This is a genomic window from Kitasatospora sp. NPDC005856, from assembly GCF_040629945.1.
Classification (GTDB): Bacteria; Actinomycetota; Actinomycetes; order Streptomycetales; family Streptomycetaceae; genus Kitasatospora.
Genome location: NZ_JBEXWT010000009.1, coordinates 74976 through 95102, shown reverse-complemented (window position 1 = coordinate 95102; position 20127 = coordinate 74976). Strand labels below are relative to the sequence as shown.

Genomic DNA, 20127 nt, shown 5'->3' with positions numbered 1-20127 from the left:
GTCGGTGCCCGGTGGCCCGGCGCCCCGGAGCTCAGGCCGCGGAGGCGCAGAGGGCCGTGAGTGCCGCGTGGACCTCCCGTTCGATCTTGGCGTAGTGCCCGGGCGGGCTGCCGTAGTCGGGGTGGAATCCGGACTCCTCCTCGTGCCCGGTCTCGATGGTGAAGGCGAAGACCGGCGCCCTGGTCGGGTCGTCGAACTGCCGGCGGAAGGCGTAGTCGTCGGTGGTGCCGGTGACCGGGCCGCCCAGCGGGTGGTACAGCGACGCGCTCTGGCCGACGTCGTAGGTGGAGTGGGCGCGCCGGGGGCTCGCGGTGGTGACCGCCGGGTCCACCCCGGCGCTGCGCAGGATGGCGTCGCGCATCTCACCGGCGATGGTGCCGAGGCTCTGACGCACGAAGTGCGGCGACGAGTCGGTGACGAACTCCTGGTAGTCGGGCCGGCCCGGCGGCAGGGCGGGGCTGCCCGGGCGGAGGCCGTCGCGCTTTCCCGTCCAGGCGGGCGAGGAGAAGGTCATGGACGGGTCGCTGCCGTTGTCCTCGATGCCCCAGCAGAGCAGGACCTTGCGGCCGAACTGGTGGACGTCGACGAAGTACGTGGCCCTGGTGTGGTCGATGAGCCACTGCACGTTGGCGGTCTCCGGCTCGGATGCCGCGGACGGTCCCCGGTAGGTCTCCGCCCTGCGGTCCGTGGAGGCCGGGCCGTCCCGGTAGAAGGACAGGTAGACCCCCATGTCGTAGTAGTCCTCGAACTTCCACGCGATGTCGTGGTTGCGGTTGATGTCCACCCCGATCCTGGTCGGGTCGGGATGGGGCCGCCGGTTCTTGCGCCAGCCGGCACCGATCGGGTCGGAGGGCGGGTTCAGCTGGTCGAACAGTCGGCCGTCGGGGTTGATCAGTGGCGCGACGTAGAGATCGACCCCGTTCAGGATCCGTTCCACCTCGGCGGCCGGGATGGTGAACGGAGGGTAGTTCACCGCCGGACCGGCCGGGAGCGGCCGGCAGGACGCCGCGGGGAAGACGATGTCGGCGCCGGTGGTGCGGCTCACCAGGAGGTTCTGCGCGAAGTGGAGCAGCGCGTCCGGCGGCGCGGACTCACGGGCGTGGACACCACCGGTCAGCACCACGGCCGGGCGGCCGTTCGGCGGTGCGTCCGCGATGCGGACGAAGTGGATCTTCCGGTTCTCGACGCTGGGGTTGGGGAACACGTCCAGCGTGCACAGGGCGGGGAACGTGGCCGAGAGGTCGGCGAGCGCCGCCTCGATCTGGGCCGGGGTCTGCGGCACGGTCGGCGTGGGGTAGGGCGGGGGCATCGCTCACACCTCCCCGCGCTCGGCGCGTCCCCGGCCGATCGCGGCCGACATCCGGGCGTGGTGTTCGGCGGCGCCCTCGGAGGAGAGCAGCACCGTCACCCGGGCGCCCTGCGCGACGGCCGCCTCGACCGCCCGGTCGGACGCGTACGCCGCCACCTTGTACCGGTGGTCGGCACGGGGCTCCAGGCTCGAACGCACCAGGTGGAGCTCCGGTACGTCCTGCACGGCGCGCAGGACCTCCTCGGAGCCTTCGATCTGAACCAGGCTCACGGCTCTCACCACCTCGCAGACGGCCCCGCTCGACGGCTGCGGTGCGTGAGCGCGGGACCGGGACTGCCCGCCGCGTCCGGCACGGTTCCGGGCCCGGTCGACCGGAGTCCGGGCACTCAGCGTCACCACTGGCGCGCACCGGTCCGTGTGACGGACGGTGACGATTCCGGGGCACCGGAGCCGGGTTTCCCACTGTCGGGCGCGGGGAACCCACGCACGCTCTCAGCGTGGCACACCGGGCGCCCGACGTAAACCGCCGTTCGCCCTTCGCCGTTCGCCGGGAGGACGCGGCCGGTGTCAGGCCGCCGTCGTTCCCGCGGTGTGCCACGGAACGAAGGCGTTCGTCCGGCCCGCGAGCGCCGTACGCAGCTCCGGGTGGTGCCGCAGCAGCACCGTGACCATGGTGTTGTCGTCGATCCAGGCCATGCCGGCCCTGGAGTAGACCTCGGGGGTGTAGTACTCGGTGAAGAAGCGGTCGCTGTTCAGCCGCCGTGACGCCATGAGGACGAAGATGCGGAACGCCGTGTCGCTGAAGGCGAATCCGGTGGGCAGCCTCTCCGCGTACATCCCGACCGTCAGGTCGACCTTCTCGATGTCGCCCTCGTAGAGCCGCTCGATCTCCGCGGCCCAGTCCGGGTTGTCCGTCAGCTCCCGGAAGTCCTGTGCAGGCTTCAGCCGCAGCAGCCGCCGGAACTCGTTGTAGCGGGGGACTCCGAGCTCCCTGCTGCGCAGGATGTCGGTGGCGGCGAGGTCCTGAAGGTTCCCGTCCGGGCGCCGGTACTCCTGCAGGAACCTCGGGAAGTTGTGCAGCGTGACCAGGCCCGGCGGAAGCGTGCCGAAGCTGTACAGCAGGTCGGCGGTCCGCAGCGTGCCGAGGACCTTCAGGGCGTCGGACCCGGAGATGTCACGGAACGTGCACTCCCGCAGGGTGGAGTCGTCGTCAGCGGAGCGCAGGTTCCAGTCGTCGCGGACGAGGGGGTGCATGCGGTAGACGGCCACGAACTCCTCGGTGAGGGAGTACGGGACGCCGTAGTGGTCCGTGTCCCCCCCGGGGATGCCGCTGACGACCTCGCTGCCGCTGATCCGGCCGAACAGCTCGTGCACGCGTTCGCCCGCGATGCCCCACCAGTTGGCCCGCAGGGCGGCGACGGTGGTGGGGTGGCTGATCACGGCCGGCGTCCACTCCACAGTGTGGATCTTGGCGAGGAGCGCGGCGTTGACGAGCCTGGCCCGCTGGAACAACTCCTCGTCGTCCCAGGACGGGTAGGCGCGGTGCAGGTGGTCGCAGATCGCGTTGTGCTCCCGGACGAACAGGCCCTGCATCATGGCCAGGCCCAGCCAGAAGCCGGGGAGGCGGGAGGGGTCGCGGGAGGGGTCCGAGGCCAACGGGCTCTGCCCGTTGTCCCACGGGTGGAGCCGGCCCAGGTCCCCGGTGCGCAGCAGGCCCTGCTCGGTCGCGTCGGTCCCGTAGATCTGGGAGGCGTCCCACCAGTGGGAGGAGACGTTGACGCGGGTGTCCGGGGTCCCGGCGGGCGCCCGCGGGTCCCGGGTCGGGTCGTCCGGTGTCCGCATGATCCGCATCGGCCGCTCGGGCCACGGATCGTCGTCCAGGAGCGGCACCTCCCAGGGGCGGTCCGTGGGGCTCGTGCCGTGGCTGAACCAGTCCCGGATCATGAACTGCAGCCAGGCGGCGACCAGGGAGTTGACCGACTCGGCCGCGATCAGCTCGTGCCGGGTGAGCAGGGCGCGACTGACCTCGCGCGGGTTCGGCCTGGACAGGACGGACTCCGGCGTGGCGGGGACGATCCGCTCCAGCGGGATGTTGCGGCCGAAGCGGGTGCCGGCCATGCCCATGCGCGGATCGCCGAGGTCGTTGTGGCTGCCGTCGGCCGTCCGGTTGACCTTGTGCTTCGCGGACGGGGGCGCGGGCGCGGGCAGATCGACGGAGGGCAGCCCGCCGGTGTCGTGGAGGTTCTCCTGCCGCAGCTTGACCCGCAGCCCGAGGAGGGTCAACAGGCCAGGGGCGACCGGCAGTCTGTCCCAGCCGAGGCGCCGGTCGACGTACTCGGAGGCGCTGGTGACGATCCGCCAGGGAAGGGAGGTGCGGTATCCGCTGCCGGTCCGGACCGGGGAGCGGCGGCGCGGATCGCGGGGCGTAGTCATGATGACTCCCCGTAGGTGCGGTGACGGGCTGTGGTGCGGTGACGGGCTGTGGCGCGGTGGTGCTGTGGGCGGGGCGCCGGGAATCGGCGCGGACCCCCGTGGCAGGGGTGTTCCCCTGCCGGCGCTCCGGTTCCACGATAGGGGGGTCACCGCCCGCCCGCGCGCCGACCGCGGGCCGCCAGGACCGGCGCCCGGCTGGCCCTGTGACAGGCGTTGGTCGCCGAGGGCTGCGTCGCGGCCCTCGGCGAGGAGCACTGCCGGGCCACCGCCACAGCGTCGCCCGCCCGGTGGCCGCCGGCGGTGACCGTCCGTTTCCGGTGGCGGACGTCGGGTGTTCGGAGGGGAGAACGGCGCCTGCCGTGACCGCGGGCCGGGCTGCGGGCCGGCCCGGGTAGGCGGGGGAAGCTGACAACGTACACGGGATCCACTGTGGCCCGGCTCCCTTGCCGGTGCGTACCAGCACGGCCTTGACTCAGCACGGCGCGGCGCGCACGCTGAAGATACAACGTAAATGTGGCATGTAAATCTTGCTTCGACGTTTACAGGGCTCATGGGAGGTTTCCATGACTGCCGAGACGATCAACGATCCCGGGCGTCGCCCGCCGCGGGCCGGTTGCCCGGAGTACCCGGCCGCTCGGGCCGCGATGCACCGGCCGACCGGGAGAGTGGCTGCCCCGCCCCGGGCGGCCGCCTAGGAACCATGGACGCGGCACAGGGCCACGGGCCCGGCACCGGGCGAGGCGCCGGACGAGGCACCGGACGAGGCACCGGACCGGGCGCCGTCGAGGCCGTCGTCGAACTGCGGGCCGGCGGCGGGGCGCAGCTCGACGCCCTGCGGAACTGGTGCGCCGAGCGCGGGATCTCGGTCCTGCCGATGGCGGCCGGTGCGCTGGCCACGGGCCCGACGGCGCGGTTCCGCGAAGCGTTCGGGCACGGTCCGGTCGACCCCTCGGGCGCGGAGGCACTGCCCGTCCCGGACGAACTCCGGGAGGCGGTGCGGTCCGTCACCGTGCTGCCGATGCCCGAACTCCACTCCCCCGACGACTGACGACTCACGACTCACGACTCACGACAGCTTCTTTCCCGGGCACCCGACGCCCGGTTCATCCCCCGAGGAGTCATGATGCTTCCCACGACAACGCAGAACGGGCAGCCCCCTCCCGACCTGGTGTTCGGCTACGTGTCGGCGCGGTCGGAGGGCGGAACGCCGATGACCGAGGCGACCGACTTGAGCTCGGCCGCACCGTACCGGGCCAGTGAGGACATCCGCGCCCGGGCCAAGGAGCGGGCGGAGGCCGTCGGGCTCACCGTCACCGCCGAGAGCCGGCTGGGCTTCACGGTCTACGGATCGCCGGCGGCCTACGAGCAGTTGACCGGTGGCCGGGTCACCTCGTACGAGGCCCTCCAGCGCGTGTCGGTCGGCCGCCGCCGCTACGTGACCCACCTCGACCTGGTGGGCCCGGGCCAGCCGGAGGCCCGGGGCGTGGGCGCCGCGCCGGACGCCGACGACATCGAGGCCGTCGTGCTCGAACAGCCGCGTTCCTGCTACCACCTGTCGCCGAGCCCGCAACCGCCGAACGTGAGCAAGTTCCACCTGCGGCTCCCCGGCGACGTGTCCATGCTGCTCGGCGCCACCGCCGCGCACGCACAGGGCGCGGTGGGCGCGGGCGTGGACGTCGCCATGGTGGACACCGGACACTACGCGCACCCCTACTTCGCCCTGCAGGGCTACGACGTCGATCCCGTCGTCGCCATGGTGCCGGGGACCAGCCCCGCCAAGGACCCGATCGGACACGGGACGGGCGAGTCGGCCAACATCTTCGCCGTGGCCCCCGGTGCGAAGCTGAAGTTCTTCCGGGCCAGCGACGACAGCGGCAACCTGGTCAGCGCGGTGGCCGGGTTCCTCAAGGCGAAGGCCGCCCACCCGAAGGTGCTCACCAACTCCTGGGGCGGCGACCTCGACTTCCCGCCCCTGTCCACGCACCCGCCCGCGGCGTCCCGGGTCTGGATCCTGGAGATCAAGGACGCGGTGGAGAAGGGCATCGTGGTGGTGTTCTCCGCCGGCAACGGGCACTTCTCGGTCGAGCCGCAGGTCCCCGGGGTCATCGCGGCGGGCGGCGTGTTCGTCGGTCCCGGTCTCGGCGTCCAGGCCTCCGACTACGCGAGCGGGTACGCCAGTCCGTGGTTCCCCGGCGAAGTCGTGCCCACCGTCTGCGGGCTGGTGGGGATGATGCCGCGGGCCCAGTACCTGATGCTCCCCGTGCAGCCGGGCTGCGAGCTCGACATCGACCAGAGCCGGCCGAGTGACGGGCAGCTGCCGGACACTCCCGACGGCACGACCTCCGTCGACGCCTGGGCGCTCTTCTCGGGCACCTCGGCGGCCGCCCCGCAGATCGCCGGTGCCGCCGCCGTCCTGCTCGGCCAGAACGGCCGACCGAACATGACGGTCGAGCAGGTGACGGAGGCGCTCGTGAAGACCGCCACCGACGTCACCGCCGGCCACAACCACCGCCGGTTCAACAATCCGGCCGGGCCGGGCCCGGACGAGGCCACCGGGCCGGGACTCGCCAACGTGAGCGCGGCCCTGGCGTTCGCGAAGGCCCACTTCTGAGGAGGCCCACTCCTGAGAAGGCCGACGTCCGACCGGACGTGCACGAGTGGCCGCCTAGGGCCCCGTCGGCCCGTCAGCCTGGCAGACACAGGCGTCCCCGGCACCCGAGGGGTGCCGGGGACGCCTGAGCGGTGCCGCGCCGAGCTGCGGTCAGATCTCGTCGAAGGCCTCGGCGACGCCGGCGAAGGCCTCGACGAACATCTCCTCCAGCGACCGCTCACCGTTGTGCCGGGCCCAGGTGAGCAGTACCTCGACCACGATCGTGCCGAGCACACTGACCAGCAGCTGGACCCGGAACGAGTCCGGCTCGCAGTCAAGCCGGCGGGCGACCAGCTCCGCCACGAAGCCGGTCTCGTCCTTCTGGTGCTGCGGCAGCCGGGAGCGCAGTGCGGGCACCCGGTCGATCAGCTGCATGCGGAGCAGCAGTTCCGCGCGGTCCGCGGCCAGAGTCGTCCGACTCAGCTCGACTGCGCTGTTGCGCACGGCCACGACCAGCGGCTCGTCCGTGCACCGACTGGCGATCGCGTGTTCCAGCAGCGGCTCGTACTCGTCGGCGAAGACCACGTGCTCCTTGCTCGGGAAGTACCGGAAGAAGGTGCTCGGCGAAATCTCGGCCGCCTCGGCGATCTGCTCGACCGTGGTCTCCTCGTACCCGGATTCCAGGAAGAGCCGCAACGCCTCCTGCCTGATGAGTTTCCGGGTTTTGATCTTCTTGCGCTCGCGCAGACCTGGCGCTGAGGACATGAACCGGAGGTCCCTTCGTAGCTGCTGGGAGAGACGCCGGACCGGAACCGTCGCCGTTTCCGGCCGGCGGGTCGGCGTCTTTCGCTCAGGCCTGCGATTCCCCTGAGACCTTGACGTGATCCGGGCTCCCGACAGCCGCAGCACCCGTCCCGGCCGTCCTGGCCGGGAGGAACGCGGCCACCACTGCCACGCCGATGAGCGCGACAATACTACAAACTACTGAAAGAGAGTCCATCCCATCTGTGAAGGCGGAATAGGCGGCACGACGCAGCGGCTCACCCGCCGCACCCAGGCCGTCCGCGACCGCGCTCGCGGCGGCCACCGAGTCCGTCACCGGCCCGCGCAGCTTCTCCGGGAGCCCGTCGGCGGCGCCGCCCAGGCGGTCGGTGTAGATGGCGGCGAGCATCGAGCCGAGCACCGCGATCCCGACCGCACCGCCGACCTGGCGCAGTGCGGTGGTGAGCGCCGTACCACTGCCGGTCCGGTCCGCCGGCAGCGCCCCCATCACCAATTCGACACACGGCGGCAGCGCGACACCGAGGCCGACACCGAGGACCACCATCGCGACGGCGGCCAGCGAGAAGGTGCTGTCCGCGTCGATCCCGGCCATCACCCCACTGCCGGCCGCCAGTACCGCCAGGCCGCCCGAGACCGACCAGCGCTCACCGATCCGGGAGGTCAGCGGATCGCTCACGGCGGCACCCAGCATGTAGGCGAGCACCAGCGGCAGCAGCTTCACCCCGGTGCCCAACGCCGAGTTCTCCAGCACCACCTGGAGGTACTGGGGAATCACGAAGAGGATGCCGTAGAGCACGAAGGAGAGCACCGCGAGGGCGGCGGTGGCCACTGTGAAGGCCCGGTTGGTGAAGAGCGACAGGTCGATCAGCGGCCGGCGGACCCGGGACTCCCAGATCACGAAGACCACCAGCAGCACCGCGCCCGCGGCCAGGGTCAGCACGATCCAGCCGCTGCCCCAACCCCGGCGCGGGCCCTCGATGATCCCGAACAACAGGCTGCACAGGCCGACCGTGGAGAGCAGGCCGCCGACCGCGTCCACTCCCGGCTTGGCCGGGTCGCGTGACTCCGGCAGCAGGAGCGCCGCGAACACCACGCCGACGGCGATCACCGGCACGTTGATCAGGAAGACCGAGCCCCACCAGAAGTGCTCGATCAGGTAGCCGCCGAGGATCGGCCCGAGCGGCAGGCCGACCACCATGCCGGTCGACCAGACCGCGATCGCCTTGCCGCGCTCCTCCTCGGGGAACATGGCCGGCAGGATCGACAGGCTCAGCGGCGTGATGATCGCGGCGCCGACGCCCAGCAGGGCCCTGGCCCAGATCAGCTCCGTCGTTCCGGGGGACCACGCGCTGAGCGCGGAGGCCGCACCGAAGACCACCAGGCCGATCAGGATCAACAACCTGCGCCCGTACCGGTCGCCCAGCACGCCGGCCGGCAGCAGCAGGCCCGCGAAGACCAGCGTGTAGGAGTCGGCGATCCACTGGAGGTCACCGTTGGTCGCGTCCAGGTCGGTGGCCAGCGTCGGAAGGGCCACGTTCAGGATCGTGATGTCCAGGCCGATGACCAACAAGCTGACCACCAGCGCACTGAGCGCCCACCACCGCTTGGGATACGGCGTCATCACCGCATTGCCGTTCATCTCTTCCGCTTCCTCCCGACTGACCGGACCGGTCGGGTCCGGGGCGTGCGCACCCGGACCCGACCGGAATTCGGCATGGCCATCTATTTGACAGTCACTCTCATTTTTTAGTGCATGTCACTTCTGATGGCAATCCGGTCCGGGAGATCCGCCTCGATTCAGCCGTTCTCCTGGGCGATCCGACGGGCCAGCGCCGAACGGTCGAGCTTCCCCGAGAACGTCAGCGGCAGCTCGCGGACCGGAACGAACCGGCCGGGTACCAGGTGCTTGGGCAGACGCTCGGCCAGCCCCGCCCCCAGCTCGGCCGCCATCCCGGCCGCCTCCCCCGGGTCCGCACCACCCGCCGGGACGAAGCAGGCGACCAGCATCGGCTCGCCCTGCACCGACCCGGCGACCACGACCGCGCCCTCCCGCACCTGCTGCTGCTCGGCCAGTACCGCCTCGATCTCGCCCAGCTCGATCCGGAAGCCGCGGATCTTCACCTGGTCGTCCCGGCGGCCGAGGAACTCGTACTCACCGTCCGGCCGCTCCACCGCGTAGTCGCCGCTGCGGTACCAGGGTCCGCCCCCGTCGAGCTCCGGAAGGTGGACGAAGCGCTGCGCCGTCAGCTCCGGCCGCCCCAGGTAGCCGTCGGCGACCGCCGCGCCGCTGATGTGGATCTCCCCCGGCAGCCCGGGCGGCACCGGTCGGCCGTCCTCCAGCAGGGCGATCCGCAGGTGCGGCAGCGCGCGCCCGATCGGCGTGCCGACGCTCGGCGACCGCAGCTCCTGCGGGGTGAGCCGCTTGACGGTGGCGTGCACGGTGATCTCGGTGATCCCGTACATGTTGAACAGCCGTGCCTCGGGCGCCACGCCCAGCTCGTACCAGCGCAGCAGGACCTGGGGGTTGACCGCCTCGCCGCCGAACACCACGTGACGCAGCGCGGGCAGCGCACGCGGCTCGGCCTCCAAGGCCCGCACCAGGTGCCCGAAGACCGAGGGCACCTGACTCAGCATCGTGACGCCCCGGTCCGCCAGGAAGGCGGCGAAGACCGCGGGATCGGTGGCCGCCTCCTGCGGCACCACGACCACCCGGCCGCCGGAGAGCAGCGCGCCCCAGATCTCCCAGACGCTGAAGTCGAAGCTGTGCGAGTGGAAGAAGGACCAGACGTCCGACGGCCCGGTGTCGTAGGACTCGGCGCAACCGGCCAGCAGCGCCAGCACCTGGGTGTGGCGGATCGGCACCCCCTTGGGGTCGCCGGTCGATCCGGAGGTGTGGATGACGTACGCGAGGTCGGCCGGGACCTCGGCGGCGGGCACCCCGCTCTCGACCTCCTCGATCACCAACTCGCCCGCGGCGTCCTCGGTCACCAGCCGGCGCAGGCCGGCGTCGCGGAGGATGTACTCCTGGCGGACGCTCGGGTAGCGCGGATCGATCGGCACGAAGCCGGAGCCGTGCCGCCAGATGCCCAGGATGCCGGCCACCACCCGCCAGCCCCGCTGCACCCGCAGGCCGACCGCGCCGCCGGGTGCCACGCCCTGCTCGGCGAGCACGGCGGCGACCCGGCCCGCCTCCTCCCACAATTCGGCGTAACCGACCTCGCGGTCACCGTCGCTCACCGCCACCGCCTCGGGGGCGCGGGCGAGCACGGCGGCGAAGACCTCGTCGATCCGGGCCCCGGGGGGTGCTGCGTTCGACATGCTGGGGGTTCCTCTCTCGTTCGGGATTCGGAAGGCCCGGCGTCAGCCGGCGGGGACGGCGTCGAGGGTGCCGTCCAGGTAGTGCATCCGGCACGCCCGGCGCTGGACCTTGCCGCTGGAGGTCTTCGGCACCGCGCCCCGGCGGACGATCACCACGTCGTCCACCACGAGGCGTTGGGCGTCCAGCACCGCCTCCCGGACGCTCTCGCGCAGCGTCTCGACGCCGGTGCCGCGCAGCACCCTGCCGTCCGCCTCGACGACCACGACCAACCGCTCGGAGAGCCCGTCGTCGACGCTGAACGCCGCCGCGCAGTTGGGGCGCAGCCCGGGGACGGCGCGCTCGGCGGAGAGCTCGATGTCCTGCGGGTAGAAGTTGCGGCCCTTGCGGATCAGCACGTCCTTGAGCCGACCGGTGACGTACAACTCGCCCTCGTGGCGGAAGCCGAGGTCGCCGGTGCGGAGGAAGGCCGGGCCGCCCGGCGCGCCGTCGGCGAGGCGGGCGCGGAAGGTCTCCTCGCTCTCCTCCGGCCGCTCCCGGTAGCCGCCCGCTACGCACGGGCCGCTGATCCAGATCTCGCCGACGACGTCCGACGGGCAGGCCAGCCCGGTTTCCGGGTCGACGATCAGCACGGTGGTGCCGGGGACGGCGGAACCACAGCCGACCACCGGGACCACCTCTTCGTCGCCTTCGCGCCCCGGTGACACCCAGCCCTCCCCCAGCGCGGCGGAGTCGAGCCAGAGCACCGAGACGGGCCGGTCCTGGCGGGCGCCGGTGGCCTTGAGGGTGTTCTCGGCGAGGCCGTAGCCGGGGCACATGGCGCGCTCGTCGAAGCCCGCGGCCGCGAAGGTCTCGGCGAAGGACCTGACCACCTGCCAGCGCACCGGCTCGGCACCGTTGACCGCCACCCGCCAGGAGGACAGGTCCAGTCCGGGGCCGACCTTGCCCTCCTGCGCCGCCTGCACGCACAGCTCGTAGGCGAAGCTGGGCGCGGCGGCGTGCGTGCCGCGGAACCGCGAGATCGCCTCCAGCCAGCGGGCCGGGCGGCGGATGAACGCCTCGGGGGCCATCAGGTGGGCCGGCAGACCCGCCCAGACCGGAAGCACCACCCCGAACAGCAGGCCCATGTCGTGGAAGAGCGGCAGCCAGGAGACCACCCTGCCGTCCGAACCGGCGGGCCACAGCTCGACGGTCTCGGCGGCGTTGTGCAGGAAGTTGTCGTGCGTGACCAGTACGCCCTTGGGGTCGCTGGTGGAGCCGGAGGTGTACTGGAGCAGCGCGACGTCCTGCGGGCCGGGGTCCGGGAGTCCGGGCCACGCCTCGGCCGGTCCGTCCGGGACGGTGTCGGTGGCCAGCAGGGTCAGACCGGCCAGCTCCGGCAGGGTACCGAAGCGCTCCTCCAGGTCGTGCTTGACCTCGGAGGTGGTCAGCACGGTGGTGGTGCCGGCGTCGTCGGCGATCCGGCGCAGCCGCTGCAGCCCGCGCGAGCGGGTCGGCACCTGGACCGGCGCGCCGACCACCCCGGCCAGCCAGCAGGCGGCCAGGGCTTGGACGAACTCCGGCCCGGTCGGATAGAGCATCACCGCGTTCCCGCCGGACAGCCCTGCCTCGTGCAGGGCGGCCGCCCGGGCCCGGGCCGCGGTCTCCAGCTGCCGGTAGGTCAGTTCCCGGGCCGGCTCCTCGCCGTCGCGCAGGAAGACGTGGCTGACCGCGTCGGGCTGCCGCTCGGCTCGCAGTCGCAGGGCCTCGGAGAGCGTGCGGAAGGTGGCGGGGTCGGGTTCGGCGGGGTTCATGGACGGGTACCTCGCTTCGCGGAAGTCGGTGCCTGGCGGGGGGCGGAGGGGGACGGACCCGGGACGGGTGCGCCTTCGGGTCGGCGCAGGCCGGAGCCCGCGGGCCCGGCCGGTGGGCGCCAGCCGACGGGCGGGGCCAGCGAGTGGCGCAGCACGCTGCGCCGGGCGTGCTGGTGCCAGGCGGAGGGGGCCGCCCGGCCGGCGGAGCGCCGGCCGAGCAGCATGAGGGCGACCAGCGCGGCGGCCAGTTCCTCCTCGGTCGGGTTGCCGCGGACGACCCCCAGCACGCCGGGCTCGGGCGCCGCCGGCACGGGGCGGCGGGTCACAGCGGGATGTTCCCGTGCTTCTTCGGCTGCACCGGGAGCCGTTTGCCGCGCAGTGCGGCCAGCGCCCGGATCACCTGCTCGCGGGTCTCCGACGGGAGGATCACCGCGTCGACGTAGCCGCGGTCGGCGGCCACGTAGGGGTTGCACAGTTCCTCCTCGTACGCCCGGCGCAGCCGCGCGCTCTCCGCCACCGGGTCCTCGGCCTGCTGGATCTGCCGCCGGTAGAGCACGCTCACCGCGCCGTCGCCGCCCATCACGGCGATCTCGGCGGTGGGCCAGGCCAGGTTGACGTCCACTCCCAGGTGCTTGGAGCCCATCACGGCGTAGCCGCCGCCGAAGGCCTTGCGGACCACCACCGTCACCGTCGGCACGGTGGCCTCGGCGTAGGCGAAGATCAGCTTGGCCCCGCGCCGGACGATGCCGAGCCGTTCCTGGTCCGGTCCGGGCAGGAAGCCCGGCACGTCGGTGAAGGTGAGCACGGGGATGCCGAAGGAGTCGCAGAAGCGGACGAACCTGGCCGCCTTCTCGCTGGCGTCGATGTCGATCACGCCGGCCAGGTGCATGGGCTGGTTGGCCAGTACCCCGACGCTCCGGCCGTCCACCCGGGCCAGGCCGCAGATCATGTTCCGCGCGAACATCGGCTGGACCTCCAGCAGTTCACCGCCGTCGACCACCCGGCGGATGATCTCCTGCATGTCGTACGGCCGGTTCGGGTCCTCGGGCAGGATCGCGTCGAGTTCGGCCGCGGCGCCCGGTGCCGGCTCCTCGGCGAGGTAGCTCGGCGCCTCGTCGAGGTTGTTGGCCGGCAGGTAGGAGAGCAGGGTGCGGACGTACTCGAAGGCGTCCTGCTCGTCGGCCGCGAGGTAGTGCGCGTTGCCGGAGACCTCGCTGTGGGTGCGCGCCCCGCCGAGTTCCTCGCGGTCCACCACCTGGCCGGTGACGGCCTGCAGCACCTCCGGCCCGGTGACGAACATGTGCGAGGTACGGTCCACCATCACCACGAAGTCGGTGATGGCCGGCACGTAGACCGCGCCGCCCGCGCACGGGCCCATCAGCAGCGAGATCTGCGGGACCACCCCGGAGGCCGCGGTGTGCCGGCGTGCCAGCTCGGCGTAGTACGCGAGCGCGACCACGCCCTCCTGGATGCGGGCGCCGCCGGAGTCGTTGATGCCGATGACCGGGCAGCCGGTCTTCAGCGCGAAGTCCATCACCTTGATGATCTTCTCGCCGAACACCTCTCCGAGACTGCCGCCGAAGACGGTGAAGTCCTGGGCGTACACGCACACCTGGCGGCCGTCGACGGTGCCGTGGCCGGTGATCACACCGTCCCCGTACGGACGGGTGTCCGCCATGCCGAGCCCGTGGTGGCGGTGCCGGGCGAACGCGTCGAACTCCACGAAGGAGCCCTCGTCGAGGAGGCGCTCGACCCGCTCGCGGGCGGTGAGCTTCCCCTTGGCGTGCTGCTTCTCGATCGCCGCTTCGGAGGAGGCCCGCCAGGCCTCCTCCCGGCGGCGTCTGAAGTCGTCCAGCCGCTCGGTGGTGGTGGGCGGTACGGGCAGGGACGTCGGCGCGCCCCCCTCCCTGCGCACCGTCTCTATCGCCATGCCAGGTCCTCCTTGGTGCGCCCCTCGGTCGCGTCGAGCGCCGCGCGGACGTCGGCGGCGAAAGCGCCGAGTACGGCGGGTGCGTGCTGCAGCAGGTAGAAGTGCCGTCCGGGGTACTGCCGCACGGTGGTGGCGGACGAGGTCTCGTACTGCCAGTCGGCCAGGCCCCCGGCCACGGTGAACGGGTCGCCGGTGCCACCGAACACCGAGACGGGCAGGTCGAACGGCTCCTGCTCGCGGTAGACGTGGCTCTCCACCACCGTGAAGTCGGCCCGCAGCGTGGGCAGTACCAGGTCCAGCAGCTCCGGGGCGGCGAGCACCTCGTCCGGGATCCCGCCGAGGCGGGTGACCCGGTCGAGGAACTGCTCGTCGGACAGGCCCTCGTAGCTCTCGCGCGGCAGCCCGCCACGCGGGTTGGGCCAGCCGGAGAGACCGAGCGCGAGCGGCTGCGGGGCGCCCCGGCGGCGCAGTTCACGCGTCAGCTCGACGGCGAGCAGCGCCCCCATGCTGTGCCCGAAGAAGGCGAACGGACGCTCCGTCAGCAGGGGTTCGATCTCGTCCGCGAGCCGGCCGACCAGCTCGGCCAGGTCGTGCTCGGCCGGTTCGGCGATCCGGTCCTGCCGACCGGGCAGCTGGACCGCCCGGAGCTCGACGGTGGACGGCAGGTGAACGGTCCACGGCCGGTAGACGGCGGCGCCGCTGCCCGCGAACGGGAAGGCGAACAGCCGCCAGGCGGCGTGCGGCCGGGGCTCGAAGCACCGGAACCACAGCGCAGCGGGGTCCTGGGGGACGACGGGCACGCTCACGCCTCCTTCGGGGTGGCCGACGTCTCGCGCATCAGGTCGCGCACGTGCCCGGCGAGGGTCTCGACGTGCGGCGGGTTGAGCAGGCTGAGGTGGTTGCCGGGGGTGTCCACCAGACGCAGCCGGGACAGGTGGGCGTCCCAGCCCAGGGCGCGGTCGCCGCGGTAGAACTCGGGGTCGTTCAGGTGCGGGGGCATCGGCTCCAGGCCGATGAAGAGCGACACCGGGACCTCGGTGGCGCGCGGCCGGTAGTGGCGGATCAGCCCGCGCACGATCTGCACGTCCCGCACGGTGCGGTGCAGCAGGCCGGTCGCCAGGTCGCCGGGGAAGGACTCGTCGATCCGCTGGTAGAGCACCTTCAGCTGCTGCTCGGCGTCCAGACCGCGCAGTTCCTCCTCGGTGAGCGGGATCCTCCGCCCGAAGATCAGCTCGAAGACGTGGGTGAAGTGGACGGTGCGGTAGGCGAGCAGGTCCTCCTCGCTGATGTCCGCGGGGACGGTGCCGGCCAGCGAGGACTCGAACATGGTGACCAGCTCGACCCGCTCGCCGGCCTCGGCCAGCTGCCGGGCGGTCTCGAAGGCGACCAGGCCGCCGAAGGAGAGCCCGCCCAGACGATAGGGCCCGCTGGGCACGGTGGCCCGCACGGCGTCCGCGTAGTGCGCGGCCAGCTCCTCGACGGACGCGAAGCGGTCGAGTTCCGGGGTCTCCAGCATGTACACCGGGACCTCGGGGGCCAGCCGCTCGGCCAGGAACTGGTAGACCAGCAGGTTGCCGCCCGACGGGTGGACCAGGAAGTACGGCGGCTGCTCGCCCTCGGGCTGGAGGGTGACCACCGGCGAGCGGCCCGGGCCGCCGGCCCCCTCGCGCAGCACCGCGGCCAGTTCCTCGACGGTCGGGTGGTTGAGCAGGTCGGCCAGCGTGAGGTCGCGGTTGAACTGCCGCTGGAGGCGGGAGACCACCCGCATGGCGACCAGCGAGTGGCCGCCGAGCTCGAAGAAGTTGTCGGTGGCCCCGATCGGGCGGGCCCCGAGCACGTCCTCCCAGACCTGGGCGACCAGCAGCTCGGTGGTGTCCCGAGGCGCGACCAGGTCGCGGCGGCGGGCCCGGCCGGAGCCGCGCAGCGCGCGCAGCAGCGCGTGGTCGGTACGGCCGTCGCGGGTGGTGGGCAGGCCGGGCAGGACCAGGTAGTCGTGCGGGACGGCCGCGGCGGGCAGCTCGCGCTCGGCCGAGGACTGGAGTTCGGTCAGCAGCCGGGAGTCACGGCGCTGCACCAACGGGTCGTTGGCCAGCCGCTCGTGCGCGGCGGGCACTGTGGGCCGGGCGCCGCGCCACAGGGCGGAGCGGGCCGCGGCCCCCTCGGCCGGCGAGCCGACGCGCGTGAACAGCGCGTCCACGGTTCCGGGCGTGGCACCGACCAGCACGTCGGCCCGGTAGCCGGCGGCCTCGGCCGCCCGGTACAGGTCCTCTGGGTCGGCGCCCGGCACGGCCACCGCCTCGATCAGCCGGCCCGTGGTGGCGGGAGCGCCGCCACGCGCCAGCCGGGCGAGGGCCTCGACGGCCTCGGCGACCCGGGCGTCCGGCACCTCGGTGAGCAGCACGCTGTCCGCGCCCCCGGCGAGCAACTCGGCGACCTGCGGGCCGCCCTCCCGCCAGGCCCGGACGGTTCCGGCCGGTACGGCCTGGCCGTCGGCGAGGTCCACCAGCACGTCGTAGCGGTAGCAGGTCAGCTCGTTGCGGGCCCGGCCGCGCTTGGCCGCGATCCGGGCCACCGCACCCGGCGCGGCCTCGGCGGCGAAGCGGTGGAACCACTGCGGGTCGAGGACCAGCTCCTCCTCCTGCCGGGCACGGGCCCGGCCGGCCAGCCAGGTGTCCCGGGCGGGCCGGTCCTCCGGGCTGTTGGCGAACTGGACCGACAGGTGCATCGCGTCCAGCGTGGCGAGGTTGCGGATGTCGCCGGCGAAGATCCGCCCGCCGGGGCGCAGGGCACGCACCGCGTTGTCCAGCACCCGCCGCAGGTAGGCGTCGTCCGGGAAGTACTGGATCACCGAGTTGATCACGACCAGGTCGAAGTGGCCCTCGGGAATGCCGGTGAAGTCCTGCGCCTCGCGCTCCAGCAGGGTGACGTCGGCGTTCGCGTACGCGGGGGCGGCCAGCTGCTCGCGGACGTAGTCGAGGGCAGCGGGCGACAGGTCGGTGCCCCAGTACTGGGCACGCTCGCGGGAGAGCGGCAGCAGCAGCATGCCGGTGCCGCAGCCGATCTCCAGGATCCGCTCGCCCGGCTGGGCACGGAGCTGCGCCAGGGTGGCCTGCTGCCACTCGCGCATCTCCTCCTCGGGGATCGCGCCCCCGGTGAAGGTGCTGTTCCAGCCGACGATGTTGAACTCCACGTCGCCGGTGTCGGCGCGGTCGGCGTAGGTGTGCTCGTAGATCTGCCGCCACTGGCCGACCTGGTCGTGGCGGTCGGCGCCCTCGGGGCCGGATTCGGCGGGCACCAGGTAGCCGGTCAGTCCGGGGCCCTCCTGCCCGTCCCGGGCCGCGACCGCGCCGGCGGCCACCCCCGGGTGGGCGCCGAGCAGGTCGGCGACCCGGGCGGGGTGGGCGCTGCGGCCGGCCACGGTGATCCGCTCGGACACCCGGCCGAGCAGTTCCAGACCGCCGTCCTCCGTCCGGCGGGCCAGGTCCCCGGTGCGGAACATCCGCTCCGGACCGGCCGGGGCGAACGGGTCGGACTGGTAGGACTGGACGGTCAGCGACGGCCGGTTGAGGTAGCCGCGGGACAGCGACGGGCCGGCCAGGTACAGCTCACCGGCCACACCGGCGGGCAGCGGGATTCCCTCGGGCCCGAGGACGTACGCACGGCGCCCGGCCAGCGGGCGGACGGGCTCGCTGCCGGCCGCGGTGGTGCGGCCGGCAGCGGCCGCACCGGCCGTCTCGACCGAGCCGTAGAGCGAGACCACCGTCCGGCCGGTCCCGGCCCAGGCGGCGGCCCGTCCGGTCGGCAGGCGCTCACCGGTGACCACCAGCGTGCGCGGCGCGGCCTGCGGGTCCAGCGCGCCGAGCACGGCCGGGGTGAGCACGGCGCAGGTCGCACCGGTCTCCCTGACCGCGTCCGCGACCGAGCCGGCGGTGACGGCGGCGTCACCACAGGCCCGTGCGGCCGGGACGGCGAGCCGGGCCCCGGTGGCCAGGGCCGCCAGCACCTCCACCAGCGCCAGGTAGGAGTCGGCCGGCGCGTGGCGCAGCACGGCGTCGTCCTCGCCCAGGCCGAGCGCCCCGGCCAGCGCGGCGGCGGCGGCGCCGAGGACCGCGTGGTCGAGCAGGGCGGCCTTGGGAACGTCCTCGGTACCGGCGCTGACGGCGGCCTGGGCGAGGTCGGTGCCCCGGGGCGCGTGGTCCAGCGGGGCGTCGGAGCAGCCGGCCAGTGCCTCGGCGTCGAGACGGACCACCCGGTGGTCCCCGGACGGCGCCTCGGCACCGGGGGCGGCCAACAGGACTGCCGGGCGCAGGTCCTGGAGGAGGGCGCAGAGCGCGGGCGCGTCGAGGGCCGCGTCCAGCGGGGCGGCCACGGCGCCGATCTTCCAGGCCGCCAGCTGCGCGGTGAGCGCGTCGACCGGGTCGGCCAGCAGGACGGCGACCACGGCGCCGCTGCCCGCGCCCCGGCCGGCGAGGTGGCGGGCCAGCCGGTTGGCGGCGGACTCCAGCTCGGCCCGCGTGAGGGTGCGGGTGGCCGAGGAGACGGCGATCGCCTCCGGACGGCTCCGGGCGTGCTCGGCGGCCACCTCGACCGGCGAGACCGGCTGCTCGGCCGCCGTGCCGTCGCCGGTCAGCTCGGCGAGCTCGCCGGGGGTGAGCATCGGCAGCCGGCCGAGCGTACGCTCCGGGTCACCGGCCAGCTCGGCGAGCAGCGCGGCGAGATGGCCGAGCAGTCGCTCGGCCATCGCGTCGGACAGCCACTCGGAGTCGTACATGACGCGCAGCAGCGGCCGGTCCCCGGGGACCACGGCGAGCGTGAGCGGGAAGCTGGTGCGGGTGAAGTAGACCGGGTCGGCCACCTCCAGGTCGGCGAACCGCTCGAAGAGCACCGACGGGTCGAGGGCGTTCTGCACCACCTGGACCGTTTCGAACAGCTCGGTGCCGGCCGGGACGTCGCTCCACTCCTGGATGTGGGTCAGCGGCACGTGCTCGTGCTCGCGGGTGGCCACCACCGCCTCCTGGAGGTCGGTCAGCCACTCGCCGACCCGCGCCGCCGGGTCCACCGGAACACGGGTCGGAAGGGTGTTGACGAAAAGGCCGACCATCTCCTCGGAGCCCTCCAGCTCGGCCGGACGGCCGGCGGAGACGGTGCCGAAGACGGCCTCCGCGGTGCCGGCGTAGCGGGCGAGCAGCAGTGCCCAGGCGCCCTGGACGAAGGTGCCGAGGGTGAGCCGGCGCTCGCGGGCGGCGGCCAGGACCGCCGCGGCGTCCGCCTCGGACAGCTCGAGGGCCCGCACGTGCTGTTCGCCGCCGCCCGCACCGGGCCGGGCGTCGGCCAGCAGCGGGGTCGGGCCGGTGACGCCCTTGAGCTCCCGGCGCCAGTGCGTCTCGGCGCGGTCCGGGTCCTTTCCGCGCAGCCAGTCCACGTAGGCGCGGAACGGTCGCGGCTCGGGCAGCTCGACGGTCCGGCCCGCGCTCAGCGCGGTGTAGGCGGCGGCCACCTCGCGCAGCACCACGCCGGTGGACCAGCCGTCCAGGATCAGGTGGTGGACGCTGACCACGAAGCGGTGCCGGTCCTCGCCCAGCCGGGCCAGGTAGAAGCGCATCAGCGGGGGCGCGGCGAGGTCGAAGCCGCGCTCTCGGTCCTCCTGGAGCAGCCGCTGCTCGCGCTCGGCGCGCCCGGCCTCGTCCAGGCCGGTCCAGTCCAGCTCGGTGAACTCCACCGGCACCTGGCGGTGCACCAGCTGGAGCGGCTTGTCCAGGCGCTCCCAGGCGAACGAACTGCGCAGGACGGAGTGGCGGTCGACCACGGTCTGCCAGGCCGCGCGCAGCGCGGCCACGTCCAGGGTGCCCAGGTAGGAGTGGGCGAGCTGCTGGACGTACATGGCGCGGTCGGGGTTCTGCAGGGTGTGGAAGAGCAGGCCTTCCTGCATCGGCGAGAGGCCGTGGATGTCCTCGGTGTCACGGGCGTTCATAG

General features: G+C 73.2%; 13 protein-coding genes. 2 read left to right on the top strand and 11 right to left on the bottom strand.

Annotated features, from left to right (window positions below):
• Positions 1–31 precede the first annotated feature (31 nt).
• The 3 genes from ABZ449_RS08275 to ABZ449_RS08265 form a co-directional block, all read right to left on the bottom strand.
• A complete protein-coding gene (locus ABZ449_RS08275) occupies positions 32–1309 on the bottom strand; it encodes a M14 family zinc carboxypeptidase (protein ID WP_360342179.1) in 1278 nt (425 codons plus the stop codon).
• Positions 1310–1312: 3 nt separating this feature from the next.
• The gene (locus ABZ449_RS08270; protein ID WP_360342176.1) at positions 1313–1579 is read right to left on the bottom strand and encodes a hypothetical protein; all 267 of its coding nucleotides are present in this window, start codon (positions 1577–1579) and stop codon (positions 1313–1315) included.
• Between the two features lie 297 nt (positions 1580–1876).
• Positions 1877–3742 (bottom strand): peroxidase family protein, encoded by a 1866-nt coding sequence (locus tag ABZ449_RS08265; RefSeq protein WP_360342173.1) that lies wholly within the window; start codon positions 3740–3742, stop codon positions 1877–1879.
• 700 nt (positions 3743–4442) lie between these two features.
• Here ABZ449_RS08265 and ABZ449_RS08260 point away from each other — a divergent pair.
• Positions 4443–4790: a hypothetical protein gene (locus ABZ449_RS08260; RefSeq protein ID WP_360342171.1), complete on the top strand. Its 348-nt coding sequence runs from the start codon at positions 4443–4445 to the stop codon at positions 4788–4790.
• A 72-nt stretch (positions 4791–4862) separates the two neighbouring features.
• The gene (locus ABZ449_RS08255; protein WP_360342168.1) at positions 4863–6353 is read left to right on the top strand and encodes a S8 family serine peptidase; all 1491 of its coding nucleotides are present in this window, start codon (positions 4863–4865) and stop codon (positions 6351–6353) included.
• A 150-nt stretch (positions 6354–6503) separates the two neighbouring features.
• On the opposite strand, the gene ABZ449_RS08250 is transcribed toward ABZ449_RS08255, so the two are convergent.
• The 8 genes from ABZ449_RS08250 to ABZ449_RS08215 all read right to left on the bottom strand — a co-directional run bounded on the left by ABZ449_RS08250 (position 6504) and on the right by ABZ449_RS08215 (position 20125).
• On the bottom strand, positions 6504–7097 hold the full coding sequence (locus ABZ449_RS08250; protein WP_360342165.1) for a TetR family transcriptional regulator: 594 nt from the start codon (positions 7095–7097) through the stop codon (positions 6504–6506).
• Positions 7098–7182: 85 nt separating this feature from the next.
• Entirely contained in the window at positions 7183–8754 is a 1572-nt protein-coding gene (locus ABZ449_RS08245) for a DHA2 family efflux MFS transporter permease subunit (RefSeq protein WP_360342163.1), read from the bottom strand.
• Between the two features lie 158 nt (positions 8755–8912).
• Positions 8913–10433 carry an amino acid adenylation domain-containing protein gene (locus tag ABZ449_RS08240; protein ID WP_360342161.1) on the bottom strand — a complete coding sequence of 507 codons (1521 nt, stop codon included), beginning with the start codon at positions 10431–10433 and terminating at the stop codon, positions 8913–8915.
• 42 nt (positions 10434–10475) lie between these two features.
• On the bottom strand, positions 10476–12224 hold the full coding sequence (locus ABZ449_RS08235) for a fatty acyl-AMP ligase (protein WP_360342158.1): 1749 nt from the start codon (positions 12222–12224) through the stop codon (positions 10476–10478).
• Positions 12221–12550: an acyl-CoA carboxylase epsilon subunit gene (locus tag ABZ449_RS08230; RefSeq protein ID WP_360342155.1), complete on the bottom strand. Its 330-nt coding sequence runs from the start codon at positions 12548–12550 to the stop codon at positions 12221–12223. Before ABZ449_RS08230 ends, ABZ449_RS08235 begins: the two co-directional genes overlap by 4 nt.
• Positions 12547–14154: an acyl-CoA carboxylase subunit beta gene (locus ABZ449_RS08225; RefSeq protein ID WP_360342152.1), complete on the bottom strand. Its 1608-nt coding sequence runs from the start codon at positions 14152–14154 to the stop codon at positions 12547–12549. The genes ABZ449_RS08230 and ABZ449_RS08225 overlap by 4 nt, the downstream gene beginning before the upstream one ends.
• Entirely contained in the window at positions 14145–14954 is an 810-nt protein-coding gene (locus ABZ449_RS08220; protein ID WP_360342149.1) for a thioesterase domain-containing protein, read from the bottom strand. Before ABZ449_RS08220 ends, ABZ449_RS08225 begins: the two co-directional genes overlap by 10 nt.
• Before the next feature lie 2 nt (positions 14955–14956).
• Positions 14957–20125, bottom strand: coding sequence for a condensation domain-containing protein (locus tag ABZ449_RS08215; protein WP_360342146.1), 5169 nt, complete (start codon positions 20123–20125; stop codon positions 14957–14959).
• Between the last annotated feature and the right edge of the window lie 2 nt (positions 20126–20127).